The following is a 26588-nucleotide window of genomic DNA, read 5'->3' as shown; positions in this document are numbered from 1 at the left end:
CCTCCAAGATCACGCTGACGGTGTGGTGGTGGTCCGGAGCCCCACGATCGCGCGGGCGATCTCCGCGATCGCCGGGGCTCGGAGCATCCCGTAGTGGTCGGCCTCGACCTGGATCAGCCGTGGTGGCGTGGAGAACTGGCCAGACCACTGATCCACCTGATGGTCGGCCAGCTCCGCCCGGACGAGCAGCGCGGGCGCTTCGAGCGGGCGTTCGCTGACGTACGAACCGACCGCGTCGGTGTGCCGGTTGAACGTCGTCCAGCGCTCGAGGAGCATCGCCACCGAAACCGGCTGACCGCTCGCCGTGGCCAGCCGGGCGGCCAGTACCCGCATCGCCAGTTCGGGATCCCCCGGCGTGGTCTTGGCGGGCGTGCCGTCGAGGGTCGCGCCGAAGGTCACGGCCATGTTCTCGCTGAAGACCTCGTACACCACCGCGTCCCGCACCTCGCGAGGAATGTCGTGCTCGACCGGCGGTGTCGAGTCGAGCAGCACCACCGGTGGCGGGGTCCCGTGGCCGGTGGCCGCCATCTCGAACGCGATCTGCCCGCCCATCGACCAGCCGCCGAGCAGATCGGGGCGCAGGTCCTCGGCGTCGAGATCGGCGCGGAATCTCGCGGCCATGGCCGGGATCGAGTCCAGCGGAGCGCGTTCCTGCGACGCCGTGACCCGCCAGTCCGACGGCAGTTCGGCCACCAGCTCGCGGTAGTCCCGCACGGTGCCGCCCGCGCCGGGCAGCAGGTGCAGATGCGGGCCTTCGCCGTCCTGGAGGACGACCAGCGTGCTCCCGTCGCCGACGCCGGCGCCACCGTCGAGCTGCTCGGCCGCCTTGCGTGGGGTCGGCTCGGTGAGCCATCCGGTGATGTCCAGCGTCACGCCGCTTTCGGCTTCGAGGGCCGACGCGAACTGGACGACCTTCAGCGACCGGCCGCCGGTGGCGAAGAAGTCCTCGTCGGCTCCGGTCGGTGGAGTGCCGAGCACTTCGGTCCAAACGTGGCGGACCTGGTCGAGCGACGCGGATTCCGGCATCTCCGTGGTGTCCAGATCCGCCGTCGTGATGGTGTGCTCCAGATAGGCGGGCGCCGTCCTGGACCCGACCTCGATGGTGCCCACCGGCAGCTCCGGGTCGAGGCCGCCCTCGGCGAGGACCCGGTCGATGTCCTGGAACAGCCGACGCGCGGTCGAATGGTCGAACCGGCCGACGTTGTACTCCGACTCGACGATGTATTCGCCGTCGAAGTCGAACACCCCGAACCCGAGATCGGTGCGGGCGGCCCGGTTCGGCGCGCGTTGCAGCGTCAGTTCGACGTCGCCGAGCCGCAACCCGACCCCGATCGACCCGTACCAGGTGACCAGGATCGGGATCGCGTCCCGCAGCCGCGCCTGCGCCGATTCGGTGAGCGCGCCGTACACCAGGGAGAAGGGCACCGTCTGGTGGGCGAGGCTGTCCCACATACCGTCGCGGACCCGCTCGACCACCGTGCCGAACGAATCGCCGTCCTCGACGACGGTCCTGGTCACCAGGACGTTGGCCAGATATCCGACCAGCGCCTGGTCCTGTGGTGTCATCCGGTTGGCGCTGACCAGGCCCGTGCAGACCTCCGGGCCGGCGCCGCCCCGGGCGAGCACCGTCTGCAGCGCGGCGAACAGCACGCTGAACGGCGTGGTGAAGTACCGCTTCGCCAGGGTTCCGATGCCGTCGACGGCCTCCTTGCTGAAGACGAACCGCACCATCCCGCCCTTGTTGCCGGTGCCGGTGTAAGTGTGCCGGTCCGCGACCAGGGTCGTGGTCACCGCGCCGTCGAGCTTCTCGCGCCAGTACTTCAGGCTCGCGTCCCAGCGGCCGTCGGTGCGGGCGGCGTTCGAGGCCAGGATGTGCTCGCGGAACGACACCTGGGGCTCGCCGCCGAAATCCGGCTCCTCGCCCGCCACCGCGGCCGCGTAGGCCTTGACGAAGTCGTCCATCAGCAACTGCATTCCCCAGCCGTCGACGAGGGCGTGGTGGACGGTGACCAGCAACTCGTGCTGGTCACCGACGGTCACCGCCACCAGCCGCGCCGCCGGGGCCACGTCCAGCGCGAGCGGACGCTCCTGGATCTCCCCCGCGATCGACCGGAGCAGGGGCTCCACCGGCACGGAACCGGGGTCTTCGATCTCGATCCGCTGCGGCTCGACCTCGACATGGTCCACAATGGACACCATGATCGCGCCGTCACGGTGGTGCAGGCTCGCGCGCATCGCCTCGTAGCGGTCCACCACGGCCTGCCAGGCGACCCGCAGGGCGTCGAAGTCCAGCGGCCGGTCGGCCTTCAGCGGCCAGGTCTGGTTGTAGACGGACTTGTTCTTGGCCCTCTGGTGGATCCACCAGAGCATCTCCATGAGGGCACTGGCCGGGAACATGCCGGTGTCCGTCGCGACGGGAGCGTTCAACGGAATTCCTTTCCGGTTATCGGCGGACGATCGGCAGGATCTCTTCGGTCAGGCCCTTGCGGTCGACCTTTCCGTTGGCGGCCAACGGAATGCTGTCGCGCTGGTGGTAGCCCCTCGGGCGCATGTAGACCGGGAGCTCTTCGAGCAGCCGGACGAACTCGCTCTCGTCCACGGGATCGCCCGCGTAGACCGCGTGCAGGTCCACCTCGCCGTCGGCCGCGGTGAGCGCCACCACGACCACTTCGGCGATCGACGGATGCCGCCGCAGCGCCGATTCGATCTCGCCCAGTTCGACCCGGTTGCCCCGGACCTTGATCTGGTCGTCGACGCGGCCGAGGTGGACCAGCTCGCCGCTTTCCCGGCGCACCCGGTCTCCGGTGCGGTACCAGTGGGCCGGGGTCAGCGGCTCGGTGCCGTCGTAGACCGCGCCCCGCTCGCCGTCGAAGGACAGGAAGCGCCCAGCGTTGTCGCCGGAGTCCAGGTAGCCGGGGAAACGCTGCGGGCCGCGCACGCACAGCTCGCCGTCCGAGCATTCCCGCAGGTCTTCGTCGAGCAGGACGTAGTCCAGATGCGGGAAGATCTCGCCGATCGGCATGGACCGGTTCGAGGTGACCGGCCAGTCCGCGCGCTCGGCGGGCACTTCGTAGCCGGTGCAGATGACCGTCAGCTCCGTGGGCCCGTAACAGTTGTGGATCTTCGCGTTGGGGGCGGCCGCGCGCCACACCTCGACCTGTTCGAGGTTCAGCGGCTCGCCGCCGAACATGCCGCGGCGGAGATTCGGCATGCTGCCCGGAGCGAGTGCGCGCAGCCTGCGGGCGAAGGAGATGATCGACGGCACGGAAAGCCAGTGGGTAAGCCGTTTTTCGTTCACGAAACGCACCGGTGTGAACACCTCGCTGTGCTGCGGGACGCACAGGGTCGCGCCGGTCCCCCAGGTGGCGAAGAGCTCGACGATCGAACCGTCGAAGAAGAGCTCGAAGGTCTGCGAAACCCGGCAGTCGTCGGCGAACCCGAACCGCTGGATGTTGTCCTCCAGCAACGAGGAGACGCATTCATGCGTGACCGGCACGCCCTTGGGGCTCCCCGTCGAGCCGGAGGTGTAGATGATGTACGCGACGTCGCCGTCGCCGGAACCGATCTCGGGCAGCGGCTCGCCACCGTCGAGCAGGGCCCGCCACCGGTCACCGGTCAGGTCGACGATCGGGATCCCCGACTGCCGCGGGTACTCCGGCAACTGCTTGGCCGAGGTGTCGTCGACGATCGTCACGTCCAGGCCGGCATCCTTGGTGATCACCAGGTTCCTGGCGACCGGCGCGCCCTGGTTGAGCGGCACCACGGCGGCGCCGAGCCGCTGGATCGCCAGGTAACCGACGTAGCTCGCGAGGCTGCGTGACGTCAGCAGGCCGACGCGGTCCGGCCGCCTGCCCGCCGCCGAAACCAGGCGTACCGCCATCCGCTCGACGGCGGCCCGCAATTCGTCGTAGCTCAAGGTGAGCCCGGCGACCTCGATCGCCGTCGAGGAACCGGAACCCGCCACCGTGTCGCCGAACCAGTCGAAGAGCCTCCGTGTCGTCATCGCGCACCCCCGTCCTGGCCGGCGGTGGCCAGATCGGCCAGCCAGCGTTTCAAGTCGGCGACCGTGTGCAGATCGACCAGCCGGGTGGCGTCGATCTCGGCGTCGTCGTCGCCCGCCACGTCGACCGCGAGACGCAGCAACGCCAGTGATTCCAGCCCCGCGTCGAGCAAGGGCGTCGAGTCGTCGAAGGTGAAGGTCGCGTACCGCGTGATGATCGCGTCGAAATCGACAATCGTGTCACTCATGGGCATTTTCTCCATGGGGCCGGGGCTTCGTCACCGAGACCATCGCCGTCGCGGCTGTTCTCTCGATGTACTCGGGTTCTAAAGCCGTTGTTGTTGCCCGGATTCGCCGCCTTTCACCTGGCGGCCGGCTTTCCAGACGTCGGTCACGTGCGCCGGATCGGCGAGGACACCGATGTCCAGCACCGGATCCGCGTCCAGCAGGAGCACGTCGGCGTCGTAGCCGGCCAGCAGCTGCCCCGAGCGCGGCGCCTGCGGGCCGAGCGTGTCGGGCGCGACGGCCGTGGCCATCTCGATCGCTTCCAGCGGGGTGGCGCCGCCCTTGACCATCAGCGACAACTCGATGCCGCCCTTCCCCCACTGCGTGGGCCGGTCGGGGCCGGTCATCGCGAGGTCGGTGCCCAACGCGATGGTGACGCCCGCCTCGCGGGCCAGCGCGATCGCGTCGAGATGCCGCCCGGCGACCTCTTCCAACTTTCGCTTGGCATACGGCGGAACCAGGTCGCTGGTGAGGAGTAGATGCATGATGGCGCGGGTCGGCACCAGGATCGCGCCGGTCTCGCGCATCGCCGCGGCGGCTTCCTCGTCCAGGTAGGTACCGTGCTCGATGGTGCGTACCCCCGCCTTCAACGCGGCCATGATGCCCGGCTTGCCGTGGCAGTGCGCCGCGACGACCCGCTCGGCCTGGCCGGCCACCTCGACGATCGCCGCCAGTTCGGCGTCGGTGAACTGCTGGTGATGCGGATGGTCCACTTCGGACAGAACCCCGCCGGAGGCGAAGACCTTGATGAGCCTGGCGTTGTTGCGCAACTGCTCGCGAGCGGCCCGCGCGCATTCGGCCGGGCCGTCGGCGAGCCGCAGTTCGCCGCCGAGATGCCCGAAGTCGTTGATCCACGGGACGGGGAAACCGTGCACGTCGCCGTGCCCGCCGGTGGTCGACAACGCCGTGCCCGCGCTGTAGATCGTCGGTCCTTCGATGGTGCCCTCGGCGACCGCGCGGGCCAGGTGGATGCCGAGACCGCCGACCTCGCGAATGGAGGTGAAGCCCGAGTCGAGGCAGGCCCGCAGGTCCGACACGCACCGCGCCGACCGCAACGCGATCGGCTCGTGCATCAGATCGTGCAGGTCCGCGCTGCGCAGGCCCATGAAATGCCCGTGACAGTCCCACATTCCGGGCATCACGGTATGCCCGCGGGTGACGTCGGCGCCGGGAGTGGACGGCGCCTCGTCACGCGGACCGGCGTAGCGGATCCTGTCGCCCTCGACGATCACGACACCGTCGACGATCGGTGCGCCGCGTCCGGGAATCAGTTGAGAGGCTTCGATGCGTTGCTGCATGCGGGCCAGAGAAGCAGACCGCGGCCGCTCCGGTCACGCGGCGACGATTGCACACCGCGAATCGCCGCTCACGGAAATATGATCGTCAGGCCCGCCGGAAATCCATGATCCAGTTGAGTTCCCACGTCTCGCCGTCGTCGGCCGAGAAGGCTTGTTCCCAGCGGGCCGAATCCTCGGTGATGTCCGACCAGACGAACCGGACCCGCACGGGGGTGCCGCCCTCGTTGTCGTCGCCGTGGAAGACCCCGCGGCCGTCGCTGAAACTGCCGACGACAGGCGGGAAGAGCCTCCCGGTGTCGCTGCTCGACCAGTTCAGCGACCACTTCTCGGTCGCGGGGTCGAACAGGCGCAGGGTCAGGCCTCGCACGCCGTCCGGGAAAACGATCTCGTCGACATTCGCCTTTCCTTCGAAAAGGCTCCAACACTTCGCGGGTGCGGTGAATTCGACCCAGTCGTCGCTGCCGGCCAATCGCTTGGCGAGGCGGCGGTTGTGGACATTCCACGAGCCTACGAGGAAATCGAAATCGCCCATGCGGAAACGGTAGCACGCCCCGCGGCGAAGGCCTTGGGCTTTCGCGGCGGGGCGTGCGGACGCGGTCTAGCCGTGGAGCGACACCGGTAGCGAGACGAGGCCGTGCATGATGGTGCTGGTCTTCCAGCGAAGCTGGTCCGGTTCCACGGCCAGCGCCAGGTCCGGAAACCGTTCCAGGAGCCTGCCGATGCCGATCTCCACCTGCAATCGGCCCAGCGGCGCGCCGGCGCAGTAGTGGATGCCGTGTCCGAAGGCGAGATGGCTGCCGAGCCCGCGGGTGATGTCCAGGCTGTCGGCGTTCACGAACTTCTCCGTGTCGCGGTTCGCCGACCCCAGCGCCACCACCACGATCTCCCCGGCGGGAATGGTCACGCCGTCCAGGGCGATGTCGTCGGTGGTGAAGCGGAACGTCGCCAGGCTGACCGAACCCTCGTAGCGCAGCAGTTCCTCGACCGCGGCGGGCAGCAACGACGGATCCGCCCGCAACCGGGCGAGCTGGTCCGGATGGCGGAGCAGGGCGTACACCCCGTTGCCGACCATGCTCAACGTGGTGTCGTGCCCGGCCACCACGAGCAGGAAGACCATCGCCACCAGTTCGTCTTTGCTGAGCCTGTCCCCTGATTCGGTGGCCTGGACCAGCGCGCTGAACATGTCTTCGCCCGGGTCGGCGAGCTTCGCGTCGATCAGGTCTTCGGTGAACTTGGCGACCGCGGCCGAAGCCGTGGCCACTTCCTCCGGCGTGTGGTTGGCGCCGACGAGCGTGTTCGTCCAGGTACGGAACACTTTGCGGTTCTCGGGTGGAACGCCGAGCAGTTCGGCGAGCACGGTGATGGTCAGCGGGGCGGCGAGATCCTCGATCAGTTCCGCCTCCCGTGAACCGGCCATCTTGTCGAGCAGTTCCCCGGTGATCTCCTCGATCCGCGGCCGCAGGAGCTTCACCCGGCGTTCGGTGAAGGCCTTGCCGACCAGTCTCCGCAATCTGACGTGATTCGGCGGATCGCTGTTGAGCATATGCGCGGCGAGTTCGTCGTCGACCGACGCGGGCGCCTTGTCGGGCGACTCGGCGTGCCGGGCGAACAACTCGTTGACCCGCCGCCCGTCCTTGCTGATCCGCGGGTCCGCCAGCAGGGCGCGGGCGTCGTGGTAGCGGGTCACCATCCACACCTTGATGCCGTGCGGCATCATCACTTGCCGGGGCGGGCCCGCTTCCCGCAACCGCGCGTACAACGTGTAGGAATCCTGGACGAAGTCGGCCGAGAGCCTTTCGACGTTCGTCGTTCGACGGCTTTGCATCAACGTCCTCCACGCGTCCGGCGGGCCGGACACGGTGTCTTGTTCGAGGCAGGGTCATTCGAGGGGCGCCAGCACCTCGCCGGTCGCCACGTCCACGACGCGGATCGCCTCCCGTGGGCAGGAATCGGCCGCGGCGAGCACTTCCTCGTCGGCACCGATCTCGGCGTCGACCGGCTGCGAGCGATCGCCGACGATCCGGAACCGATGCGGAAGATCTCCCACGCACACCCCGGAACCCATGCACGAGTCCTGGTCCACGACGATCCGCCAGCGGCGACCGCTCTCGGTCATGTCAGTCTCCTTGGATTCGACCGTTCAACTGCCGCTCCGGGTCCAGTTGAACGAAGGAGCCCGATGGTTCACGGGAACGGCTTGTGGCGCAAGGTGTTCTCTCCCTTGAACGCTGCCGGTCCGCGGTTGGCCGGGTTGGTCGTGAGTGGCGATTCGGGTTAGAACACGAATCGCCACTCACGACCAACCCGGCCGAATCGAGACCGGAACCTCCAGAGGTGATTTTCCTTGCTACGAAGACTTTGTGCCGGCCTGTGCGCCGTCGTCCTCGTCTCCGGCTTGACAGCCGACATCCCGGCCGCCACCGCGGCACCCGCGGCCCCGGTGACCGCCGAGCCCCTCGGCGGGGACGACCTGCCCGGCCCAGGCGACGTCCAGCGCCGGAAACTGCGGCAGCAGGCCCTCGCGGAGGTGTTGAAGGGCAAGGAAGTCGCCGAACGACGCGGCGCGAGCACCGTCGCGAAGACGCGCCGCGGCGATGTCGACGAGTACGTCGAGCTGGCACGGGAATCGACCGACCGGATCTTCGTGGTGCTCGCCGAGTTCGGCGACCGGCGGCATCCGTCCTATCCCGACGTCGACACCGACCCGGCCATTCCCGGCCCGGTGCGCTTCGACGGCCCGCGTCGCGACCAGATCCCCGAGCCCGACCGGCGCGTCGACAACACCACCATCTGGCAACCGTCCTATGACCGCCGCCATTACCAGGACCTGTACTTCTCCACCGCTCCCGGCGCCGACTCGGTCGCCAACTACTACCGGAAGCAGTCATCCGGCCGGTTTTCGGTCGAGGGCATGGTCACCGACTGGACCACGGTGCCGTTCAACGAAGCCCGGTACGGACGGTCGAACGGTTTCCCGTGCGCGGGCGTCGTCTGCTCCAACGCCTTCGACCTGGTGACCGACGCCGCCAACGCCTGGTACGAGGGGCAACGCGCGGCCGGCCGGACACCGGAACAGATCCGAGCCCAACTCGCCACCTTCGACGTCTGGGACCGTGACGACTTCGACCAGGACGGCGACTTCAACGAACCGGACGGGTACCTCGACCACTTCCAGATCGTGCACGCCGGGGCCGACCAGGCCGACGGTGACCGGGTCCACGGCGAGGACGCCATCTACAGCCACAGCGCCTACGTGTTCGCCAACACCACCACCGGCCCGCAAGGCAACCGACGGGGCGGAACCCAGATCGGTGACAGCGGAATCTGGGTCGGCAACTACACCATCCAGCCGGAAAACGGCGGTATCAGCGTGTTCTGCCGCGAATTCGCGCACGACCTCGGATTGCCCGACCTGTACGACACCAACGGCGGCGCCAACAACGTCAGCTGGTGGTCGCCGATGGCACAGCAACGCGTCTCCGGGCCAGGCGAGGTCATCGGCACGCGCATCAACGATCTGGACGCGTGGTCGAAACTCCAGCTCGGCTGGCTCGACTACGAGGTCGTGGTGGCGGGCCGGACCCGCACCCTCGAACTCGGCCCGCACGAATACAACTCGGCCAAGGCCCAAGGGGTCGTGGTCGTACTGCCCGACAAGCAGAAGACGTTCCACTATGGACAGCCGTTCGCCGGGCCGAACCAGTGGTGGAGCACCAAGGGCAACAATCTTTCCAGCACCATGACCCGGCAGATCGACCTGGCGGGCAAGACGACGGCGTCGCTGACCCTGAAGGCTCGTTTCGACATTCAGCCGGATTTCGACTTCCTCTACACGCAGGTGTCGACGGACGGCGGCGTCACGTGGACCTCACTGGACGGAATCGTCGGTGGCGCGCCGTTCCAACGGGACTTCGGTGGCCAGCCGGGGTTGTCCAGCAGTTCGGGTGGGAACTGGGTGGATATGACCGTTCCGCTCGATGTCGTGGCGGGCAAGAAGGTACTCGTCCGCTTCCAGTACCGAACCGACGGCGCTTTGGCGCGTAACGGGTTCTTCGCCGACGAGATCTCGATCGTCGCGGACGGCGCGCCGCTGCTGACCGACGGAGCGGAGAACGGCGCGAACGGCTGGCAGCTCGACGGCTTCCGGACCGCGGGCGCCACCGAGACCCGCTCGTACGACAACTTCTACCTCGCGTCGAACCGTACCTACGAGTCTTATGGGCAGTATCTGCGCACGGGTCCCTACAACTTCGGGTTCCCCGACCGGCCCGCGTTTGTCGAGCACTTCCCGTATCAGATCGGGCTCGTGGTGTCCTATTGGGATACGTCCGAAATGGACAACAACACCAGTGAGCATCTCGGCTCCGGCCTGATCCTCCCGATAGACGCGCATCCGGCGCCGATCTACAACATCGAGGGTGTGCCGTGGCGATCCCGGATCGCCGGCTACGACATGCCGTTCTCGCTCCGCAAGGCAGACTCGTTCACGCTTCACGTCAACGGAAAGCCCAGCTACATCCGGGGGCAGAACGCAGTGCCGCTGTTCGATGACACCGGGACGTTCCTGTTCCCCGAGCAGCCGAACGCGGGTGTGCTCCTGCCGGCCACCGGGACCACGATCCGGGTGCTTTCGCAGCACGGTACTTCGATGCGGATCCGGGTGGACCACAAGTAGCGGGCGGCTCGTGGGGCTGGTCCGTGAAGGCCTCCTTGAGGGACTCTGGGTCCCTCAAGGAGGCCTTCACGGACTGGACGATCGCCACGTGCGTCCCATATGCACCAGGGTCACAGCGGTATCGCATGAAGGACCCCTCCCCTCGGCTCAGCCGAGGAAACGCGACCTTCACACCTTCCCAAGTACAACCTCGTGAGGTGCCAGGACCAGAGCTTGCCGGTCGTGAGTGTTTTTGGTCGTTCTAACGACCCAAAACACTCACGAGGCGGCACCTGGACCGAACCGCCGCTCCTCGTAGCCGACCGCGGGCGAAGGCTCCTTTCGCCGCATCAGACTCGGTGAAGGGAGCCTTCAGCCCACACCACTCCGCTAGTGCCCACTGACGCAGGTTGGATCAGCCGCAGCCGCTCTCCGCGGGAGGCAATTTAGACCCCCTTGGCTCTAACCGCCTTTACCACTCACGAGGCGCGCCCCATGCAGTCCGTGAAGGCCTCCTTGCCTACCTTCAGGGTAGGCAAGGAGGCCTTCACGGACCTGCGGCCAGGCCACCCACATTCAGAACGACCGACGCACTCACGAGGCCTGCGTGCAGGAAGCGTGCGCGTTGACCACTCGCCGCTCCGACGCCGGGTGACGTTCGAGCAGAGCGGCCGGCCGGACGGGACGCCGTACGAGTTCGCCCCCGCAGTTGGGGCACACGCCACCGAAGCGGTCTTCCGCGCAGCCAGGGCAAAAGGTGCACTCGAACGTGCAGATCCGCGCGTCCACCGAGGGCGGCAGATCCCGATCGCAGCACTCGCAGTTCGGCCTGATCTCGAGCATGCCGCGGACTCTACCCGAGGCGCCTGTTCACCTGAGCGATATCGGATCGGGAGGCGATCCACGAGACTCCATCCCCTGACCGCCGAGCAGGTTCTGGAGGGTTCAGTGAGCAGTGACGACTCGAACGAGGGCGGAATCTCCCGCCGCGGCTTCCTCGCGCGGACAGCGACCGCGTCCGCCGCGCTGGCCGTCGCCGGACCGGACGCGGCGGGCGCGGAGCCCGACGGCCGGGGAGACGATCTCGTCGACGTGGAGTTGCGGGTCAACGAACGCGTGGAGCGGCTGCGGCTCGATCCGCGGGTGACGTTGCTCGACACGGTACGCGACAGGCTCGGGTTGACCGGGACGAAGAAGGGCTGCGACCGCGGTCAGTGCGGGGCGTGCACGGTGCACGTCGACGGACGGCGGGTGCTGGCCTGCCTGACGCTGGCGGGCTCGGTCAGCGGTCGAAGGGTCACCACCATCGAGGGGTTGGCGCGCGGCTCCGCGTTGCATCCGGTGCAGCAGGCGTTCCTCGACCACGACGGTTTCCAGTGCGGCTTCTGCACTTCCGGGCAGATCATGTCGGCGGTCGCCGTCCTCCGGGAAGGCCAGGCACGTTCGCCGGAGCAGATCCGGGAGCTCATGTCCGGCAACATCTGCCGTTGCGGCGCGTACGGCTCCATCGTCAACGCGATCCGGGCCGTGGGAGCGGCGGACTGATGCGGCCTTACGACTTCACCGTCACCCGCGGGGTGGCCGAGGCGCTCGACCGCGGTGGCGCGCCGGGCGCCGCCTATCTCGCGGGCGGCACGACGCTGGTGGACCTCATGAAGCTCGAAGTGCTGACACCGAGCCGGGTGGTCGACATCAACCGCCTGCCGCTGACCGGGGTGTGGACGGACCGGCACGGGCTGCACATCGCCGCGCTCGAGCGGATGAGCGACGTGGCCGCGCATCCGCTGGTGGGTGCGCGGTATCCCGTGCTCGCCGAGGCGCTGCTGGCCAGTGCCTCACCTCAGCTGCGCAACATGGCCAGCATCGGCGGGAACCTGTTGCAGCGCAGCAGATGCGGCTACTTCCGGGACACCGCGACGCCGTGCAACAAACGAACCCCCGGCTCCGGCTGCCCGGCGATCACGGGCGCCCACCGCTCGCACGCCATCCTGGGCACCAGTGACGCCTGTGTGTCCACGCATCCAAGTGACCTCGCGGTGGCCCTCGTGGCGTTGGACGCCTCGGTGCGGCTTACCGGCCGGGGAGGATCTCGCGACGTCCGGCTCGACGGGTTCTACCGGCTGCCCGGCACCACGCCGCATCTCGAGAACGACCTCCGGCCGGGCGAGCTGGTGACCGAGGTGACCGTGCCCCGGCTCGCCTGGGCCGATCGGTCGGCCTACGTGAAGGTGCGAGACAGGGCTTCCTACGAGTTCGCGCTCGTGTCGGTCGCCGCCGCGGTGCTGGTCCGTGACGGCGTCGTGCGGGACGTGCGGCTCGCGGCGGGCGGGGTCGGCACCCGGCCGTGGCGGTTGACCGCGGTCGAGGACGCGCTGCGCGGCAAGCCGTTACGGCTCGAAGTCGTCGAAAAGGCCGCCGCGGCCACCGAAGGAGCCCGTCCGTTGGCCCACAACGGTTTCAAGGTGCCTCTGCTGAAACGCACGATCACCCGTGCCCTGATGAAGCTGGCGGACCGGCCATGACCTCGATTTCCCGCGTCGAAGGACGGCTCAAGGTCACCGGGGCCGCCCGCTACTCCGCCGACTACCCGGTCGACGGCCTCACCAACGGCTACCTGGTGCTGAGCACGATCGGACGCGGCACCATCCGCGGCATCGACACGACCGCCGCGCGCCGCTCCCCCGGCGTCCTCGCCGTGTACACGCACGCTAACCCGCTGCCGCTGTTCGGCGGGGCCGAATCCGGCATCGGCCACAACTGGCTTCCCCTGCGGGACGACCAGGTTCGCTACCACGGGCAGATCATCGGCCTGGTGGTCGCCGAAACCTTCGAGCAGGCCCGCGACGCCGCCGCGCTGGTCCGGGTGGACTACGCGAGTGTCCGGCCGCGGACGTCGCTGCGTGACGGCATGCCCGGCGCCACCCTGCCGGAGGACGTCAACGGCGAGCCGCCGCTGCTCGATCTCCTCGCCGACGGGATCGAGTCCATCGACCAGGCGCTCGGCGCGAGCGAAGTGGTCGTCACCGCCACCTACACCCAGCCGATCGAGTACCACAGCGCGATGGAACCCCACGCCGCCATCGCGGTCTGGCGCGACGGCTACCTCACCCTCTACTCCGGGGCACAGGCCCCGCAGCTCGCCGCCGGGACGATCGCGGCGACGGTCGGCGTCGACCCTTCTCGTGTGCACCTGCTCAGCCCGCACGTCGGCGGCGGGTTCGGCAACAAGATCCTCACCTGGGGGCATCCCGTCCTCGCCGCCGCGGCGGCCAAGGCTCTCGGCCGTCCGGTCCGGATCGTGCTCACCAGGGAGCAGACCTTCGGCGTCACCGGTCACCGCTCGGCGATGTCCCAGACGGTCTCCCTCGGCGCCGACCGCGGCGGGCGTCTCGTCGCCGTCAAGCACGACGCCTACGCCGGCCTTTCGAGCGGCGGCGACGGGTACCTCTACGAAGCCGCGCCGCACACCACCTCGCGTTACTTCTACGCCTCCCCCAACACCCACGTCGGGCAACGGCTGGTGACCCTGGACGTCCCGCCCCAGACACCGATGCGGGCGCCCGGTCCGGAGGCCGGTTCGTTCGCGCTGGAAACCGCGATGGACGAACTGGCGGTCCGGCTCGGCGTGGACCCGGTCGAGGTACGCCTGCGCAACTACGCCACCACGTACCCGGGACGCGGCGTGCCGTGGTCCGGCAAACATCTCGACGAGTGCTACCGCGTCGGCGCGGAGGCGTTCGGCTGGTCCCGGCGGGCCCCGGTCCCGAGGGCGGTCGTCGACGGCGAATGGTTGCTCGGCACCGGAATGGCGACCGCCGCCTACCCGGCCGCGCGGTACCGCACCACAGGGAAGGTCCGGCTGCAGGCCGACGGCACGGCGGTGGTGTCCACCGCGACCTCGGATCTGGGCACCGGGATGTGGACGGTGCTGGCGATGATCGGCGCCGACGCGCTCGGCATCCCGGTGAGCCGCGTCCGCTCCGCGCTCGGCGACTCCGCGCTGGCCGACAACCCCGGCGCGTTCGCCTCGGCGGGGACGGCGAGCTCGGCCCCGGCCGTCCACGCCGCCGCGCTGTCCGCGACACGCGCGCTGCTCGATCTCGCCGTGACGCACGAACGATCCCCGTTCCACGGCATGGACCGGAATCAGGTGCGCTACGAACGCGGCGAAGTCGTGGGCCCCCAGCGGCGGATCGCTTTCGGCACCCTGCTCGGCATCACGGATCGCGCCGGGATCGACGCCACCGAAACCTCGGCGCTCGGGCCGGAACGCGAGCGGTTCGCCTTCACCTCGTTCGGTGCGCACTTCTGCGAGGTCGCGGTCAATCGCTGGACCGGGGAACCCCGCGTGCGCCGCGTGACGACGGTCATCGACGCCGGCACCATCGTCAACGAGAAGACCGCGCGGAGCCAGATCGTCGGCGGCGTCATCTTCGGCGTCGGCCAGGCATTCCTCGAGAACACCCACGTCGAACCGGATACCGGCCGCATCGCCAACGCGAACCTCGCCGACTACCTCGTCCCGGTCGGCACCGACGTCCCGCCGATCGACGTTCGCTTCCTCGACCATCCCGACACCGTCTTCAACCCCCTCGGTGTCCGCGGGATCGGCGAGCTGGGCACCGTCGGCATCGCCGCCGCCCTCGGCAACGCCGTTCACCACGCCACCGGCCGCCGCGTCCGCGATCTCCCCATCACCCTCGACAAGATCTTCGACGCCTGACCGTCTGGATGCCTTAGGGTTCTTCGGGTGACGGACGTTATCGAGCTGCGGCAGTACACCCTTCGGCCGGGACAGCGCGAGGTGTTGATCGAGCTGTTCGACCGGGAGTTCGTCGAGACCCAGGAAGCCACCGGGATGCGCGTCCTCGGGCAGTTCCGCGACCTCGACCGCCCGGACCATTTCGTATGGCTGCGGGGCTTCCCCGGCATGCCCGCGAGGTTCCAGGCCCTGACGAGCTTCTACACCGGTCCGACCTGGAAGGCCAACTCAGCGGCGGCCAACGCCACTATGATCGACACGGATGACGTGCTGCTGCTGCGGCCGGTCCGCCAGGGCGTGTTGCCCGGCCTCGACCCGGCAGTCCGGGACACGCCCGCTTCGTCGTTGGTCACGGCCACGATCCACTATCTTCCTTCGCCGCCGGACGAAGGGTTCGTCCGGTTCTTCGACGAGACCGTTCTCCCCCTGCTGACGAAGGCCGGCGCGACACCGCTCGCCTTGCTGCGGACGGAGTACGCGGAGAACGACTTCACCGGTCTGCCGGTCCGCACGGGCGAGCATGTGCTCGTCGTGCTCGCGTCGTTCCCCGGGCAGGACGCCTACGCCGAGCACATCGACCGGCTGGCCACACTCCCCGAGTGGCGGGACGACGTCGAGCCTCGCCTCCCGGACCGGGTCGAGCGGCTGCTGCTCACCCCCACCGACCGGTCGATGCTCCGCTGAGCTCCGAGGAGAGCCTGCTGACCAGGCCGGGCAATTCGGTGCCCGATGCGCGGGCCGCGAGCGCCCGCAGGGTCAGGCATTCCTCGCGATACCAAGCGAGGCCGGCCCCGCGGTTCGCCGCGAGGCGGGAAAGCTGGTCGCGCACCGCGCCTTCGTAGTACCCGAGGACGCGGTGCGTCGCGGCCCGTTCCTCGTCCGCCGTGACGTACTCGCCGAGCGCGAAGAGCCGCACGAGCCCCGGCACCCGGTACCGGTCCATCCGCAGCGTCTCGACGAGTCCGGCGTCGACGAGCCGCTCCGCGGCGGATTCGGCCGAGGCGACGGGAATGTCGAGCGCGGCGGCGAGCACGGCCGTCGAGACCACCGGCAGGTCCAGCACCCCGAGTCTGCCGAGGACGCGCGTCGGCAGCGGATCGGCGGAGTACCGCAGCAAACGGACGCCGGCCCGCAGCGCGGCGTGGACGCTGAGCCCGTCGCAGGTCAGCTGTTCCAACCGGCGCCGGGGATCGCTCAGCCGCGAAACGAACTCACCGACCGTCCACTCCGGACGCCGCGCGAGCCGGGTCGCCGCCGCCCGCAAGGCGAGCGGCAGATGGTCGCAGAGCCCGGCGAGCCGGACGGTGGCGGCGAGATCGGCGTCCACCCGGGCGGCGCCGGCATAACGGCGGATCAGCGCCGTCGCGGCCGTCGCCGGGAGCCTGCCGAGGCGAAGCAGCCCCGCCCCGTCCACCGCGGTGGAGGCCGGGCGGCTCGTCAGGATCACCGCGCAGCCCGGCGCGGTGGGCAGCAGATGCCGGATCTGAGCGGAGTCGGCGACGTCGTCGAGGACGAGGACCACCCGTCGATCGGCCAGCACGGTCCGCAGCAGCGCGCCCGCCCTTTCCTCCTCCGGCGGGATGTCCGCGGCCGGTACACCCAGCGCGGCGAGCAGCCGCCCGACCGCGTCCGCCGGTGACGCCGGACCGTGCGCCGCGGACGCTCCGAGCCCCAGATACACCTGACCGTCCGGAAAGGACCCGGTCATCCGGTGCGCGGCGTGCACCGCCAACGCGGTCTTGCCGGCACCCGCCATACCGTGCACCGCGCAGCGCTGCTCCCCGCTCGCCAGCCGGCTGGTGATCCAGGCCAGCTCCTGCTCCCGGCCGATGAACGCGGGCACGTCCGGAGGAAGGGTGCGCGGTACGGCCGGCCGCAAGATCGCGGTCGCCGGGGTGGCGCGCCGCGGCGTCTCCAGCAGCAACGGATCGTCACGCAGAATCCGGCCCTGCAGCTCTCGCAGCGGTTTGCTCGGCTCGACACCGAGCTCCTCGACCAGCAGGCCGCGCAGATCCCGGTACGCGCCAAGGGCTTCGGCCTGCTGGCCCGAGCGATACAGCGCGACCATCAATTGCGCGTGCAGCCGTTCGCGCAACGGGAACTGCGAAACCATCAGCTTCAGTTCGGGCAGCAGCGTCTCGTGTCCGCCGAGCCCGATCTCGGCCTCGATCCGCGCTTCCACCACGGCCAGGCGTGCTTCCTCCAGCCGCGCGGACTCGGCGAGGACGGACGGCACCATCGCCACGTCCGCCATCGGGGTGCCACGCCACATCCCGAGCCCTTCGGTCAGTGTGCCGACCGCGGCGGGCAGATCACCTTCGGCGAGGCTCTTCCGGCCCGCCGTCACGAGCTTCTCGTACTCGTCGACGTCGGTCGCGCCCGCAGGCAGCACGAGCCGATAACCGGGTGCCCTCGTGCTCAGCATCCGGCCTCCCGGATCGCCGAGGCCGTTGCGCAGCCGCCAGACGTAGCCGGCCAGCAGACCGGCCGCGCTCGGCGGCGGCCGCTCGCCCCACAGCTCCGCCATGAGCTGATCCGCCGAAACCACGCGATTGGCGTTGATCAGCAGGACGGCCAGCAGTGCGCGTTGCTTCGGCGCACCGATCGAGGACCACTGCCCGCCGTCGAAGAATTCGAGCGGGCCGAGGTACCGGAACCTGGCCGGTGACGATGACTCGTTCGCTTCGCCGTTAATTGACGACCACCATTCTCCGGTGCTCTACTCGCCCTTCCAGAAACACCGAGGGTGAGGTGCACGATGGATAACGCTGAATCATGGTTGCTGGAGATCCGGCTGTTCAAGGTGAAGCCCGGAACCCGGGCGGAATTCGACCGGATCAGCCGGGAGGGCACCATTCCGCTGATGCGCAGCCTGGGGATAACGGTCCTCGCGCACGGCCCGTCCTTGAACAACGAAAACGGCTATTTCCTGCTTCGCGCCTTTCCGTCCGAGGAAGAGCGGGTCGAACGATCCCAGTCGCTCTACACCACGGACGAATGGCTGGCGAAATACGACGGCCCGGTCTCGGCGATGATCGACGACTACGACACTTCGGTGTTCGCCGCGGGGCACGACTTGGGCCGGCTCATCCGGTAGGGCGGCCCAGCCCGGCCAGCATGAGCGCCTCGGCGAGGCAGACCCGGGCGAACTCGCCGAGGTGCAGGCTCTCGTTCGGACCGTGTGCCCGGGTCTGCGGATCCTCCACACCGGTCACCACGATCGTGGCGTCCGGGAACTCCGCCTGGAACGTCGAAACGGCCGGAATCGAGCCGCCGACACCGATCTCGACCGGCGAAACCCCGTCCCACGCGGTACGCAAAGCGGACCGGACCGTCTCATACCGTGGCCCGGTGGTGTCGATGACGCACGGCGCTCCGCCACCGTCCAGGGAGACCGAGATGGTGGCGCCCCAAGGACAGTAGGCCTCCAGATGGTCCCGGAGCGCGGCGAACGCCTTGGCCGGGTCGTCGCCGGGGGCCAGCCGGGCGCTGATCTTCGCCCTGGCCACCGGGACCAGCGCGTTGCCCGACTCGAGGACCGACGGCGCGTCGACACCCAGGACCGACAGCGAAGGCCTGGTCCACAACCGATCCGCCAGCGAACCGGTGCCGGTGAACCGGACACCTTCAGCCATCCCCGCCTCGACCCGCACTCGCTCGGCAGGAAGCTCCACAGTGGACTCCGGCCCCACGGCGAGACCCTCCACCGCGACGTCGCCGTCGTCCGTGTGCAGTGTCGACAGCAACCGGACGAGCGTGGTCAGCGCGTCCGGCACGGCGCCGCCGAACATTCCACTGTGGACCGGGTCGCGCAGGGTACGCACCTCGACCACGCAGTTGACGATCCCGCGCAGCGAAGTCGTCAGCGCGGGCACCCCGACGTCCCAGTTGGCCGAGTCGGCGATCACGACGACGTCGGCGAGAAGCCTGTCGTGATGCAGCCGGAGCAGCTCGGAGAGCGACGCCGAGCCGTACTCCTCCTCGCCTTCGACGAACACCACCACCCCGACCGGCAGGGCGTCACCGAGCGCCCGCAGCGCCACGACATGCGCCATGAGCCCGGCTTTGTCGTCCGCGGCGCCCCGGCCGTAGAGCCGGCCGTCGCGCTCCACCGGCTCGAACGGGTCGCTGTCCCACAGCGCCTCGTCTCCCGGCGGCTGGACATCGTGATGGGCGTAGAGCAGCACCGTCGGGGCGCCGGGTGGCGCGGGTTTGCGGCCGATGACGGCCGGTTGCCCACCGGCCCGGACGACGCCGGTCTCCAGTCCGCAGCCGCGCAGCACCGTCGCCACCGCCTCCGCGGAACGGTCCACCTGCGCGTGGTCGAATTCGGGAAAGGCTATTCCGGGAATGCGGACCAAGTTCTCAAGATCGGCGCGCGCCGGGGCCATTTCCCGCTCGACGGCCTTTCTCAATTCGGCCTCCGTCGGAAGATTGTTCTTCATGAATCGGATCGTACGGCGCGGCGGCCGGAAAAAGACCCGGTCAGCTGCACGGTGAATCGAACGCCGGGAGGCGGCACTGGGCGGGGAGCAGCCAAGACGTCAACTGTCCACAAGGGACGCCAGCTCTCGTCAGAGTGTCCGTTTTGGGCGCTTCACCCGGGGGTCGTGAGTGGCAATGATCGTTCTAACAGCATTTTTCACTCACGACCCTCGCACAGATTCACCCACACGGGCATAAATCGGACGGAGAGTCGCTGCAAAGTGTCCCTTGTGGACAGTTTGCCATGCTGCAAACGCCACGTTCGCCTTGCCTATCGATAGAACGCCGGGAGGCAGCGTTAATCTCGGGCCATGTTGCTCGGCATCGACCACATCGGACTCGTCACCGAAGAACCCGCGGGACTCGTACCCGCTATGACCGCACTCGGAATGTCCAAACTGGACAGCGGGATCGCCACCGCCTACCGGGTGGCGTGCGAGTTCTGGCAGCCACCCGGACCCGGCGGCCGCCCCCTGATCGAGCTGGTCTCCCCTGCCGGACCCGGTTCGGCTCTCGACGGCCACCTGGCCAGATCCGGCCCTGGCCTGCACCACATCGCCATCGAGGTCGATCACCTCGAACCGGAGCTCGACCGCCTGCGCGGCGCGGGATTCACCCCGGTCGACCGCGAACCCTGCGCCGGCGCGCGGCCGGGCATGCTGGTCGCCTTCACCTACCTGGCCCGACCCGCCGGTCTGCTGGTGGAACTGGTCCAGTACCGGGATAGCAGCTCATCGAAGCAACGCGGTGGCCGCCACCCGGCTCGCCGCGACCACGGTCTTCGCCGCACCGCCCGATCCGCCGGTGAAGGTGAACACCCCTGGCACGACCTCGCGTAGTTCGAGACCGGGCGGATCGTGGTAGCAGTCGGACGAAACTGTCGTCCGATGTGGACAGTGCTCGGCGAGTGGATGCCCGAGCAGGCGGCGGGCCTCGCTCGCGACCCGGTCGACGAGCGCGACGTCCGGCCGCGGACCGGCCGGGTCGACGTCCCACCGGTCACCAGGCAGACCGAGCAGGAATCCCGCGTCGCCCGCCGGGCGGCCCCACATGCCGGTGCCCTCCCACACGAACGTGCCGAGCCCCGCGGGCCCTCCTTCGTAGACGGTGTACTGGATCTGTTTGACGCGCAGCCCTCCGGCAGGCAGCCCGCTCGACGCCAGCAGGGCGGGCGTCCACGGACCGGCGGCCAGCACGACCGCGTCGTAACCCGCGGTCGCGCCGTCGGCCAGCCGCAGCGCCGGGGCCGGGTCCACGGTCCCCACCGGCATCCGCCGGACCGTGGCGCCGCGGTCGGTGAGCCAGCCCAGCACGGCGTCCCGCAGCCCGGCGGGCGACACGAATCCCGCGTGCCGTTCGACCACCGCGGTCACCCCGGAAGGCAGGCCGCGGAACGGATATCGGGCGGCCAGTTCGGGCGCGGTGAGCAGGGTCGCCGAACCGGGCAGTGCTTCCTCGATCACCCGGACCGGATCGGCGAGCCCGTCCCCGGAGAGCGCCAGGTACACCGATCCGACCTCCCGGTAGTCCGACGCCGCCCGCAACGCCGGGTTGGCGCGCAGTTCGGCGAGACCGGTCGCGGCCAACCTGCCCGCGGGCGCCAGCCGCTCGAAGCCGCGGACCAGCCCGCCGGACGCGCTCGTCGCGTCGCCGTCGGTCGACCGGGCGGTGTACACGTCGATCGTGCTCCGCGGCGCCGCCTGACGGAGCCGCCAGGCGAGCAGCGCGCCCGCGACGCCCCCGCCGACGATTCCCACCCGCACGGTGACCTCCCTCCCCCGGCTCAGCCGGTGACGCCGGTCCGGGCGGCCACGGCCCGGCGCAGGTCGCCGGTGAAATCCGCGACCCGTCTGCGCAACGGCAGTTCGACGTCGGGGCGGGCGAGCAGTTCGTCGGCCAGCCGCAAGGTCTCCGTCGAGACGGCGTAGCGCGGGTAGAGGAACCGCACCAGCACGTCCAGCACGAGGTCGCCGCGCGACCGGGCGGCCGCGGGCATCTCGGCGAAGAACCGCGGGACGTAGCCGGCGGTCAGCTCGGCCTGTTCCGGTTGCCAGAATCCTTCGGCCAGCGCCCAGAGCCCGTAGCTGGACATCTCGGTGTCGCCGACGATCGCCTTCCACGCCGCCGCCTTGGCCGCCGGATCCGGCCTGGCCGCACGGCATTTCGCCGCGAACTGCTCGCCGCGGGTGCCGGGATCCGCGGCGTGGGCGGCGGCGATCTCGTCCTCGGAGAACGCGCCGAGCACGGCGAGCCGGTACCTGGTGCGCCAGGCCAGATCCGCGTCGAGGACGAGCCCCGCCGGCAGGCGGGTGCCGTCGAGCCAGCCACGCAGCTCGTCGACGTCGGTACTGAACTCGACGAGTCCCCGGCACAGGCACAGCCAGATCTCGTCGGACGGCTCGACCTCGGCGATCCGGTCACGAAGAGCATCGGCGACGGCGGCGAGCGCGGCGGGCCGCCGCTCCGGGTGCAGGAAGCGGTCGGCGACGTCGATACGAGCCTGCTCCAGCACCTCGACGACGATGGACGGATCCGTTTCGACGGCGAGCATCCCGGTCACCAGTTCGAGGTGATCCGCGGCCGGGTACACGCCGTCCTGCACCGCCATCAGCAGCGCGCACCACACCATCGCGCGGTTGACCGGGGACAGCTCGGGAAGGAACCCGGGCAGCGCGGCGCGGGAACGATCGTCGAAGCGGATCTTCGCGTAGGTCAGGTCGCCGTCGTTGAGCAGCAGGAAGTCCGGCGCCGGACGGCCCACCAGTTGCGGCAGCGCGGTCCGCGGTCCGTCGATCGTGACCCGGATCGTCGTGGACTCCTCGCCGTAGCAACCGATGTCCAGGGTGTGCGGCCGCGGCACCGGATGCTCCTCCGGGACGTCCTGGCGGACGGCGGCCGCCGTGATCACCCCGCCGGACACCGTGATCTCCGGGGTCAGCGTGCCGACGTCGCAGGTGGAGAACCACACCCGCGCCCATTCCGTCAGGTCTGTGCCGGCGGCCTCGCTCAACGCGGTGAGGAAGTCCGTGAACGTCGCCGTGCCGTACGCGTGACGGGTGAAGTAGGTGCTCAGGCCCGCGCGCAGCGCCGGAGTACCGACCCGGGCCGCCAGCTGACGCAGGACCGACGAGCCCTTGAAGTAGGAGATCCGGTCCAGTTCGAGCAGCACCGTCCGCACGTCCGGTCCGGCCAGGCTCACTGGATGGGTCGACGGCCGTTGATCGGCCACGTAGGCCTGGGCCTTGCGCCGGACCGCGAACGTGGTCAGCGGGCCGGAAAACCTCGTCACGTCGCCGGTCACCCGATGGGCCATGTAGTCGGCGAAGGCCTGCCCGAGCCACAGGTCGTCCCACCAGGTGTTGGTGACCAGACCGGCGAGCCACATCAGGGACAGGCCGTGCGCGATCACCACGGCCCTGGTCTCCCGTTCGCTCCGCGGCACCGCGGACCCGAAGAGGTACAGCTCGCGCAGCAGCACACAACCGGGATGGTCGAGGGAGAGCACGCTGAACTCGGGTACGAAGACCTGGTCGAACTTTTCGAACGGGTAGGGCACGCCGAACAGCCGCTGGTACTCGTCGAGACACTGCCCGGTGATCTCGAAGACCTCCTCGACGTCGGCCTTGAGTCCGTCCGCCAGCGACGCACGGCAATGCAGGCCCAGCGGAACTCCGCCGTGCTCGGCGTGGAACGACTCGTACGGGCCGGCGACCAGCGTCGTCAGATAGGTCGCGAGGGGCGCGGTTTCGGCTAGCCGCCAGTGTCCCGGGCCGAGCCGGGTCGACGGCGCGTTGCCGAGCACCTGCCAGTCGTCGTCGGGGACCGTGACGTCGAAGGTGAAGCGCGCCTTGAGATCGGGCTGGTCGAAGCAGGCGAAGATCCGCGGCGCGTTGTCGATGAACACGTAGGCGTAGAGGTAGACGCGGCCGTCGGCAGGGTCTACGTACCGGTGCAGCCCTTCGCATTCCCGCGAGTAGGCCATGTCCGCGACCACGACGAGCTCGTTCTCCCCGGCGAGGCCGTCGAGCGGGAACCGGCCGTCGTCGAGTGCGGCCGGGTCCAGTCCCCGGCCGTTGAGGATCACCGAGCGCAGCTCGCGGGGACGCACGTCGAGGAACGTGGCACCGGGGCTCGCGTCGAAGAGGATTCTCGTGGTCGATCGAAAGGTCTCGTCGCCGGTCGTCAGATCGAGATCCACCCGATACGACCGGATCCGCAGCAATGCGCCGCGCTCTTTCGCTTCGGCCTGCGTCAGACTGGGCATTTCCTCGGCCCTCCAAATAGCTGCATCGCGGCCGCCGAACAGCTCAGGCGGCCGCCGAATAGACAATCACCCGGCCGCCGGACAGCGCATTCCCCGCGCAACCGTGCCGCCCGATCCAGTTGAACACCACACCGCGCTTGGACGCCGATACAGCGGGGCCGGGGACTCAGTTGAGCACCTAGTTCACCGTCGATCGAAGACATACCCTCTGACCAGGAGCGCGGGGAGGGGAAACAGTGATCACGCAGTTCATGAGTTGAACGACGCCGATCCAATGGGGACATTTCAGAGGGGACGCGGCGGTCGTTGATTCGACATCCTCGCACTGCCGTACAAATCGAACTTTCCGGTCCGAGGCGACCTCGCCCGAAAACAGTGAAGAGTCGATATTCGGTAATCGGTTCAGGCGCCCAGGACTCATTGAAGAGTAAGTCGCAGGTTTGCCGTACACAACCCGACGGGGGTGCCCATTGACCGGGCAAGCTGACCACGCCTCGAGCCAGGAACATTCGGCTGATTCGAATGACCAAGACGAACCGTCGACCGGGTATCCGAAGGCGGATCAGGTCACCTACAGCGTCCCGGTGGCCGCGTTGCGGCCCGCGGACTCGCCGCGGCTGATCGGGGAGGACGCCGAGCACATCCGGGTGCTGGCCGAACCGGACCGGGCGCTGCCGCCGATCCTGGTGCACCGGTCGACCATGCGGATCATCGACGGGATGCACCGGCTCGGCGCGGCCCGCCTGCGCGGCCAGAGCACCATCGACGTGGTCTTCTTCGACGGCAGCGAGGAAGACGCGTTCGTGCTGGCGGTCAAGGCCAACGTCGCGCACGGCCTGCCGCTGTCCTACGCGGACCGCGAGGCCGCGGTCGCCCGCATCGTCATCTCCCATCCGGACTGGTCGGATCGCGCCATCGCCGCGGCCGCGGGCCTCGGTCCCCGGACCGTCGCCGCGGTTCGCGGCCGGATCGACGGGTTGCCGCGGACGACGGCGCGGCTCGGTCGCGACGGCAGGGTCCGCCCGCTGGACAGCACCGATGGCCGTCGCGTCGCGAGCCAGCTGATCGCGGCCTTCCCCGACGCGTCGCTGCGCTCGATCGCGCGGGCGGCGGGGATCGCCCCGGCCACCGTCCGTGACGTGCGGGAGCGGATCCAGCGCGGCGAGGACCCAGTGCCGCCACGCCGTCCCCGCGCCGTCCGGGAGACCGTGGCCGACCGCCGCGACGCCGGCCCGCCCGCGCACGACCACACCGAGCGTCTCTCGACGAAGGAGCGCAACGCGGTCCTTCGGAACCTGGAACGCGATCCGTCGCTGCGGTTCGCCCAGTCCGGCACCCGGACCCTGCGCTGGCTCGTCCACCGGGTGATCGCCGAGGAGGAGTGGCGCGAACTCGTCGACACCGTCCCGCCACACAGCGTGTACGTCCTCGCCGCATTGGCCCGCCGGTGTGCCAACGAGTGGATCGAGTTCGCGCGACAACTGGAACAGCGGGTCGGCACGCAGAAGTCATAACCCGGATACCGCGAGTGAATACGACCGGTGTTCAACCGGGCACCGGGGACGCAGTTGAACATCGAGCAGTTGTCGGCGCGCGAAGCGTGCGGCACTATTCCCGGACACCACGCCTTGTGGCCGAAACACTTTCGGAAACCGCGCCGCGCCAGGCCACGAAAAGTGACCACCATTGCCCGAGAACTCCCGTCGTCCTTGAATGGCGTGCGGCGATTTTCGAATACAGCCGCCCGCGACATCGGCTCATGATTTCTCATCGGATGACCGGCTCGGTATGAGGAGAAGAAATGGCAGCACCGCTCGCCGAATTCGGCATCGCCGGCTTCGGTTACGCGTTCGGCGAAGACCAGGACGTCGAACGCACCGCCGGTTCCTACGTCACCGACCCGGAACGCGTCGTCGGCTGGGGTTACCGGACCTTCCACCGTGCCGCGGACGGCGTGACCTCGACCGCGCTGGCGGCGGAGGCGGCAGCCCACGCGCTGGCCAGGGCGTCGGTGGACCCCGAGGACGTCGATCTGGTGGTGGTGGCCAATTCCGAGCTGGCGGAGTACCCGTACTGGGACTCCTCCGCGGCGCTGGCGAGGGAGCTGAAGATCCGGGAGCGGCAGACGATGCTGCTGACCGAAGGCTGCGCCTGCGGGGTCACCGGACTCGGCGCCGTCGCCGGACAGCTGACACTGCAACCGGAACTCGGCACGGTGCTCTTCACCGCCGTCAACCGGGTCAGCGAATTCCACCGCAACCGGATGAACGTCAACAACGCGGTGCACAGCGACGGCGCGGTCTCGGTGGTGCTGCGCCGGGGCCACGACCGCGTCACCTGGCTGGCCACCGAACAGTTCACGGATTCCGACTTCTGCGACTGGTTCCGCACCGACGTCGGCGGCAGTGTCACGCCGGTACCGCCGCCCGGCTGGTCGAGCGCGACGGCGCCGAGCGGGACCGAACGCGTGCAGGCTCATTTCCGGAAGGATCCCCGGCGGCTCGCGCACTTCAGCGAGCAACTCAACGCGCGGGTCGTCGAGGTGATCGACCGGGCCTGCCGCCGGGCGGGCGTGCGGCGCGCGGATCTCGCGCGGTTCGTCTACATCAACGATCCGGACGGCATCGCCGAACTGGCAGGCCTGATCGATATCCCGCTGGCGAAGACGAACCACGATCTCGCCGCCGAACACGGCCATATGGGAGCGGCCGACCAGTTGATCGCGCTCGGGACCTACCTCGACCGCGGGGAACTGAATTCAGGGGATCTCGTCGCGCTCGCCGGAATCTCCATCGGCATGCGCTGGTATTGCACGATTTTCCGAGTCTAGGCAGGGGTCG

The 26588-nt window shown here is 69.3% G+C and carries 21 protein-coding genes; 9 read left to right on the top strand and 12 right to left on the bottom strand.

From position 1 onward, the window contains the following. Window positions 1–9: 9 nt before the first annotated feature. From AB8M46_RS19525 to AB8M46_RS19495, 7 genes are all read right to left on the bottom strand, one after another. Window positions 10–2427: a condensation domain-containing protein gene (locus AB8M46_RS19525; protein WP_394361056.1), complete on the bottom strand. Its 2418-nt coding sequence runs from the start codon at window positions 2425–2427 to the stop codon at window positions 10–12. Between the two features lie 16 nt (window positions 2428–2443). Then, window positions 2444–4003: an amino acid adenylation domain-containing protein gene (locus tag AB8M46_RS19520; RefSeq protein WP_394361055.1), complete on the bottom strand. Its 1560-nt coding sequence runs from the start codon at window positions 4001–4003 to the stop codon at window positions 2444–2446. After that, complete coding sequence (locus AB8M46_RS19515; RefSeq protein ID WP_037339943.1) at window positions 4000–4248, bottom strand: phosphopantetheine-binding protein; 249 nt, start codon at window positions 4246–4248, stop codon at window positions 4000–4002. Before AB8M46_RS19515 ends, AB8M46_RS19520 begins: the two co-directional genes overlap by 4 nt. A 78-nt stretch (window positions 4249–4326) precedes the next feature. Continuing rightward, complete coding sequence (locus tag AB8M46_RS19510; protein WP_394361054.1) at window positions 4327–5583, bottom strand: amidohydrolase family protein; 1257 nt, start codon at window positions 5581–5583, stop codon at window positions 4327–4329. 85 nt (window positions 5584–5668) lie between these two features. Beyond that, entirely contained in the window at window positions 5669–6115 is a 447-nt protein-coding gene (locus AB8M46_RS19505) for a hypothetical protein (RefSeq protein ID WP_394361053.1), read from the bottom strand. Window positions 6116–6181: 66 nt separating this feature from the next. Beyond that, window positions 6182–7408: a cytochrome P450 gene (locus AB8M46_RS19500; protein ID WP_394361052.1), complete on the bottom strand. Its 1227-nt coding sequence runs from the start codon at window positions 7406–7408 to the stop codon at window positions 6182–6184. Window positions 7409–7462: 54 nt separating this feature from the next. Continuing rightward, window positions 7463–7699, bottom strand: coding sequence for a ferredoxin (locus tag AB8M46_RS19495; RefSeq protein WP_037337791.1), 237 nt, complete (start codon window positions 7697–7699; stop codon window positions 7463–7465). A 228-nt stretch (window positions 7700–7927) separates the two neighbouring features. On the opposite strand from AB8M46_RS19495, the gene AB8M46_RS19490 reads away from it, so the two are divergent. Next, window positions 7928–10258 (top strand): immune inhibitor A domain-containing protein, encoded by a 2331-nt coding sequence (locus AB8M46_RS19490; protein ID WP_394361051.1) that lies wholly within the window; start codon window positions 7928–7930, stop codon window positions 10256–10258. 573 nt (window positions 10259–10831) lie between these two features. Here the strand turns inward: AB8M46_RS19490 and AB8M46_RS19485 are convergent. Continuing rightward, window positions 10832–11080, bottom strand: a complete 249-nt coding sequence (locus AB8M46_RS19485; protein WP_394361050.1) for a DUF1272 domain-containing protein — start codon at window positions 11078–11080, stop codon at window positions 10832–10834. A 105-nt stretch (window positions 11081–11185) separates the two neighbouring features. Between AB8M46_RS19485 and AB8M46_RS19480 the strand changes: the two genes are divergently transcribed. Genes AB8M46_RS19480 through AB8M46_RS19465 form a run of 4 tightly spaced genes read left to right on the top strand, consistent with a single transcriptional unit; the run spans window position 11186 to window position 15683 of the window. Continuing rightward, window positions 11186–11782 carry a (2Fe-2S)-binding protein gene (locus tag AB8M46_RS19480; RefSeq protein WP_394361049.1) on the top strand — a complete coding sequence of 199 codons (597 nt, stop codon included), beginning with the start codon at window positions 11186–11188 and terminating at the stop codon, window positions 11780–11782. Continuing rightward, complete coding sequence (locus AB8M46_RS19475; protein WP_394361048.1) at window positions 11782–12759, top strand: FAD binding domain-containing protein; 978 nt, start codon at window positions 11782–11784, stop codon at window positions 12757–12759. The genes AB8M46_RS19480 and AB8M46_RS19475 overlap by 1 nt, the downstream gene beginning before the upstream one ends. Further along, window positions 12756–14960, top strand: coding sequence for a xanthine dehydrogenase family protein molybdopterin-binding subunit (locus AB8M46_RS19470; protein WP_394361047.1), 2205 nt, complete (start codon window positions 12756–12758; stop codon window positions 14958–14960). Before AB8M46_RS19475 ends, AB8M46_RS19470 begins: the two co-directional genes overlap by 4 nt. A 27-nt stretch (window positions 14961–14987) precedes the next feature. Beyond that, window positions 14988–15683 (top strand): NIPSNAP family protein, encoded by a 696-nt coding sequence (locus AB8M46_RS19465; protein WP_394361046.1) that lies wholly within the window; start codon window positions 14988–14990, stop codon window positions 15681–15683. Here AB8M46_RS19465 and AB8M46_RS19460 read toward each other — a convergent pair. Next, window positions 15652–17604 carry a BTAD domain-containing putative transcriptional regulator gene (locus tag AB8M46_RS19460; RefSeq protein ID WP_394361728.1) on the bottom strand — a complete coding sequence of 651 codons (1953 nt, stop codon included), beginning with the start codon at window positions 17602–17604 and terminating at the stop codon, window positions 15652–15654. The two genes, AB8M46_RS19465 and AB8M46_RS19460, sit on opposite strands and share 32 nt — an antisense overlap. 153 nt (window positions 17605–17757) lie before the next feature. On the opposite strand from AB8M46_RS19460, the gene AB8M46_RS19455 reads away from it, so the two are divergent. After that, window positions 17758–18096: a hypothetical protein gene (locus tag AB8M46_RS19455; protein WP_394361045.1), complete on the top strand. Its 339-nt coding sequence runs from the start codon at window positions 17758–17760 to the stop codon at window positions 18094–18096. Here AB8M46_RS19455 and AB8M46_RS19450 read toward each other — a convergent pair. Continuing rightward, window positions 18086–19444 carry a dipeptidase gene (locus tag AB8M46_RS19450; RefSeq protein ID WP_394361044.1) on the bottom strand — a complete coding sequence of 453 codons (1359 nt, stop codon included), beginning with the start codon at window positions 19442–19444 and terminating at the stop codon, window positions 18086–18088. The two genes, AB8M46_RS19455 and AB8M46_RS19450, sit on opposite strands and share 11 nt — an antisense overlap. A 351-nt stretch (window positions 19445–19795) precedes the next feature. On the opposite strand from AB8M46_RS19450, the gene AB8M46_RS19445 reads away from it, so the two are divergent. After that, a complete protein-coding gene (locus AB8M46_RS19445) occupies window positions 19796–20323 on the top strand; it encodes a VOC family protein (RefSeq protein ID WP_394361043.1) in 528 nt (175 codons plus the stop codon). On the opposite strand, the gene AB8M46_RS19440 is transcribed toward AB8M46_RS19445, so the two are convergent. Together AB8M46_RS19440 and pepN are read right to left on the bottom strand one after the other, a co-directional pair. Beyond that, complete coding sequence (locus tag AB8M46_RS19440) at window positions 20216–21247, bottom strand: NAD(P)/FAD-dependent oxidoreductase (RefSeq protein ID WP_394361042.1); 1032 nt, start codon at window positions 21245–21247, stop codon at window positions 20216–20218. The two genes, AB8M46_RS19445 and AB8M46_RS19440, sit on opposite strands and share 108 nt — an antisense overlap. 20 nt (window positions 21248–21267) lie before the next feature. After that, window positions 21268–23748: an aminopeptidase N gene (gene pepN / locus AB8M46_RS19435; protein ID WP_394361041.1), complete on the bottom strand. Its 2481-nt coding sequence runs from the start codon at window positions 23746–23748 to the stop codon at window positions 21268–21270. Between the two features lie 470 nt (window positions 23749–24218). Between pepN and AB8M46_RS19430 the strand changes: the two genes are divergently transcribed. Continuing rightward, window positions 24219–25262, top strand: a complete 1044-nt coding sequence (locus AB8M46_RS19430) for a ParB N-terminal domain-containing protein (protein WP_081975783.1) — start codon at window positions 24219–24221, stop codon at window positions 25260–25262. Between the two features lie 287 nt (window positions 25263–25549). Next, a complete protein-coding gene (locus AB8M46_RS19425) occupies window positions 25550–26578 on the top strand; it encodes a 3-oxoacyl-[acyl-carrier-protein] synthase III C-terminal domain-containing protein (protein WP_394361040.1) in 1029 nt (342 codons plus the stop codon). The last annotated feature ends 10 nt before the right edge of the window (window positions 26579–26588 follow it).

The organism is Amycolatopsis sp. SB7-3 (genome assembly GCF_041021335.1).
GTDB lineage: Bacteria > Actinomycetota > Actinomycetes > Mycobacteriales > Pseudonocardiaceae > Amycolatopsis > Amycolatopsis japonica.
This window is presented reverse-complemented; position numbering and strand designations above follow the sequence as displayed.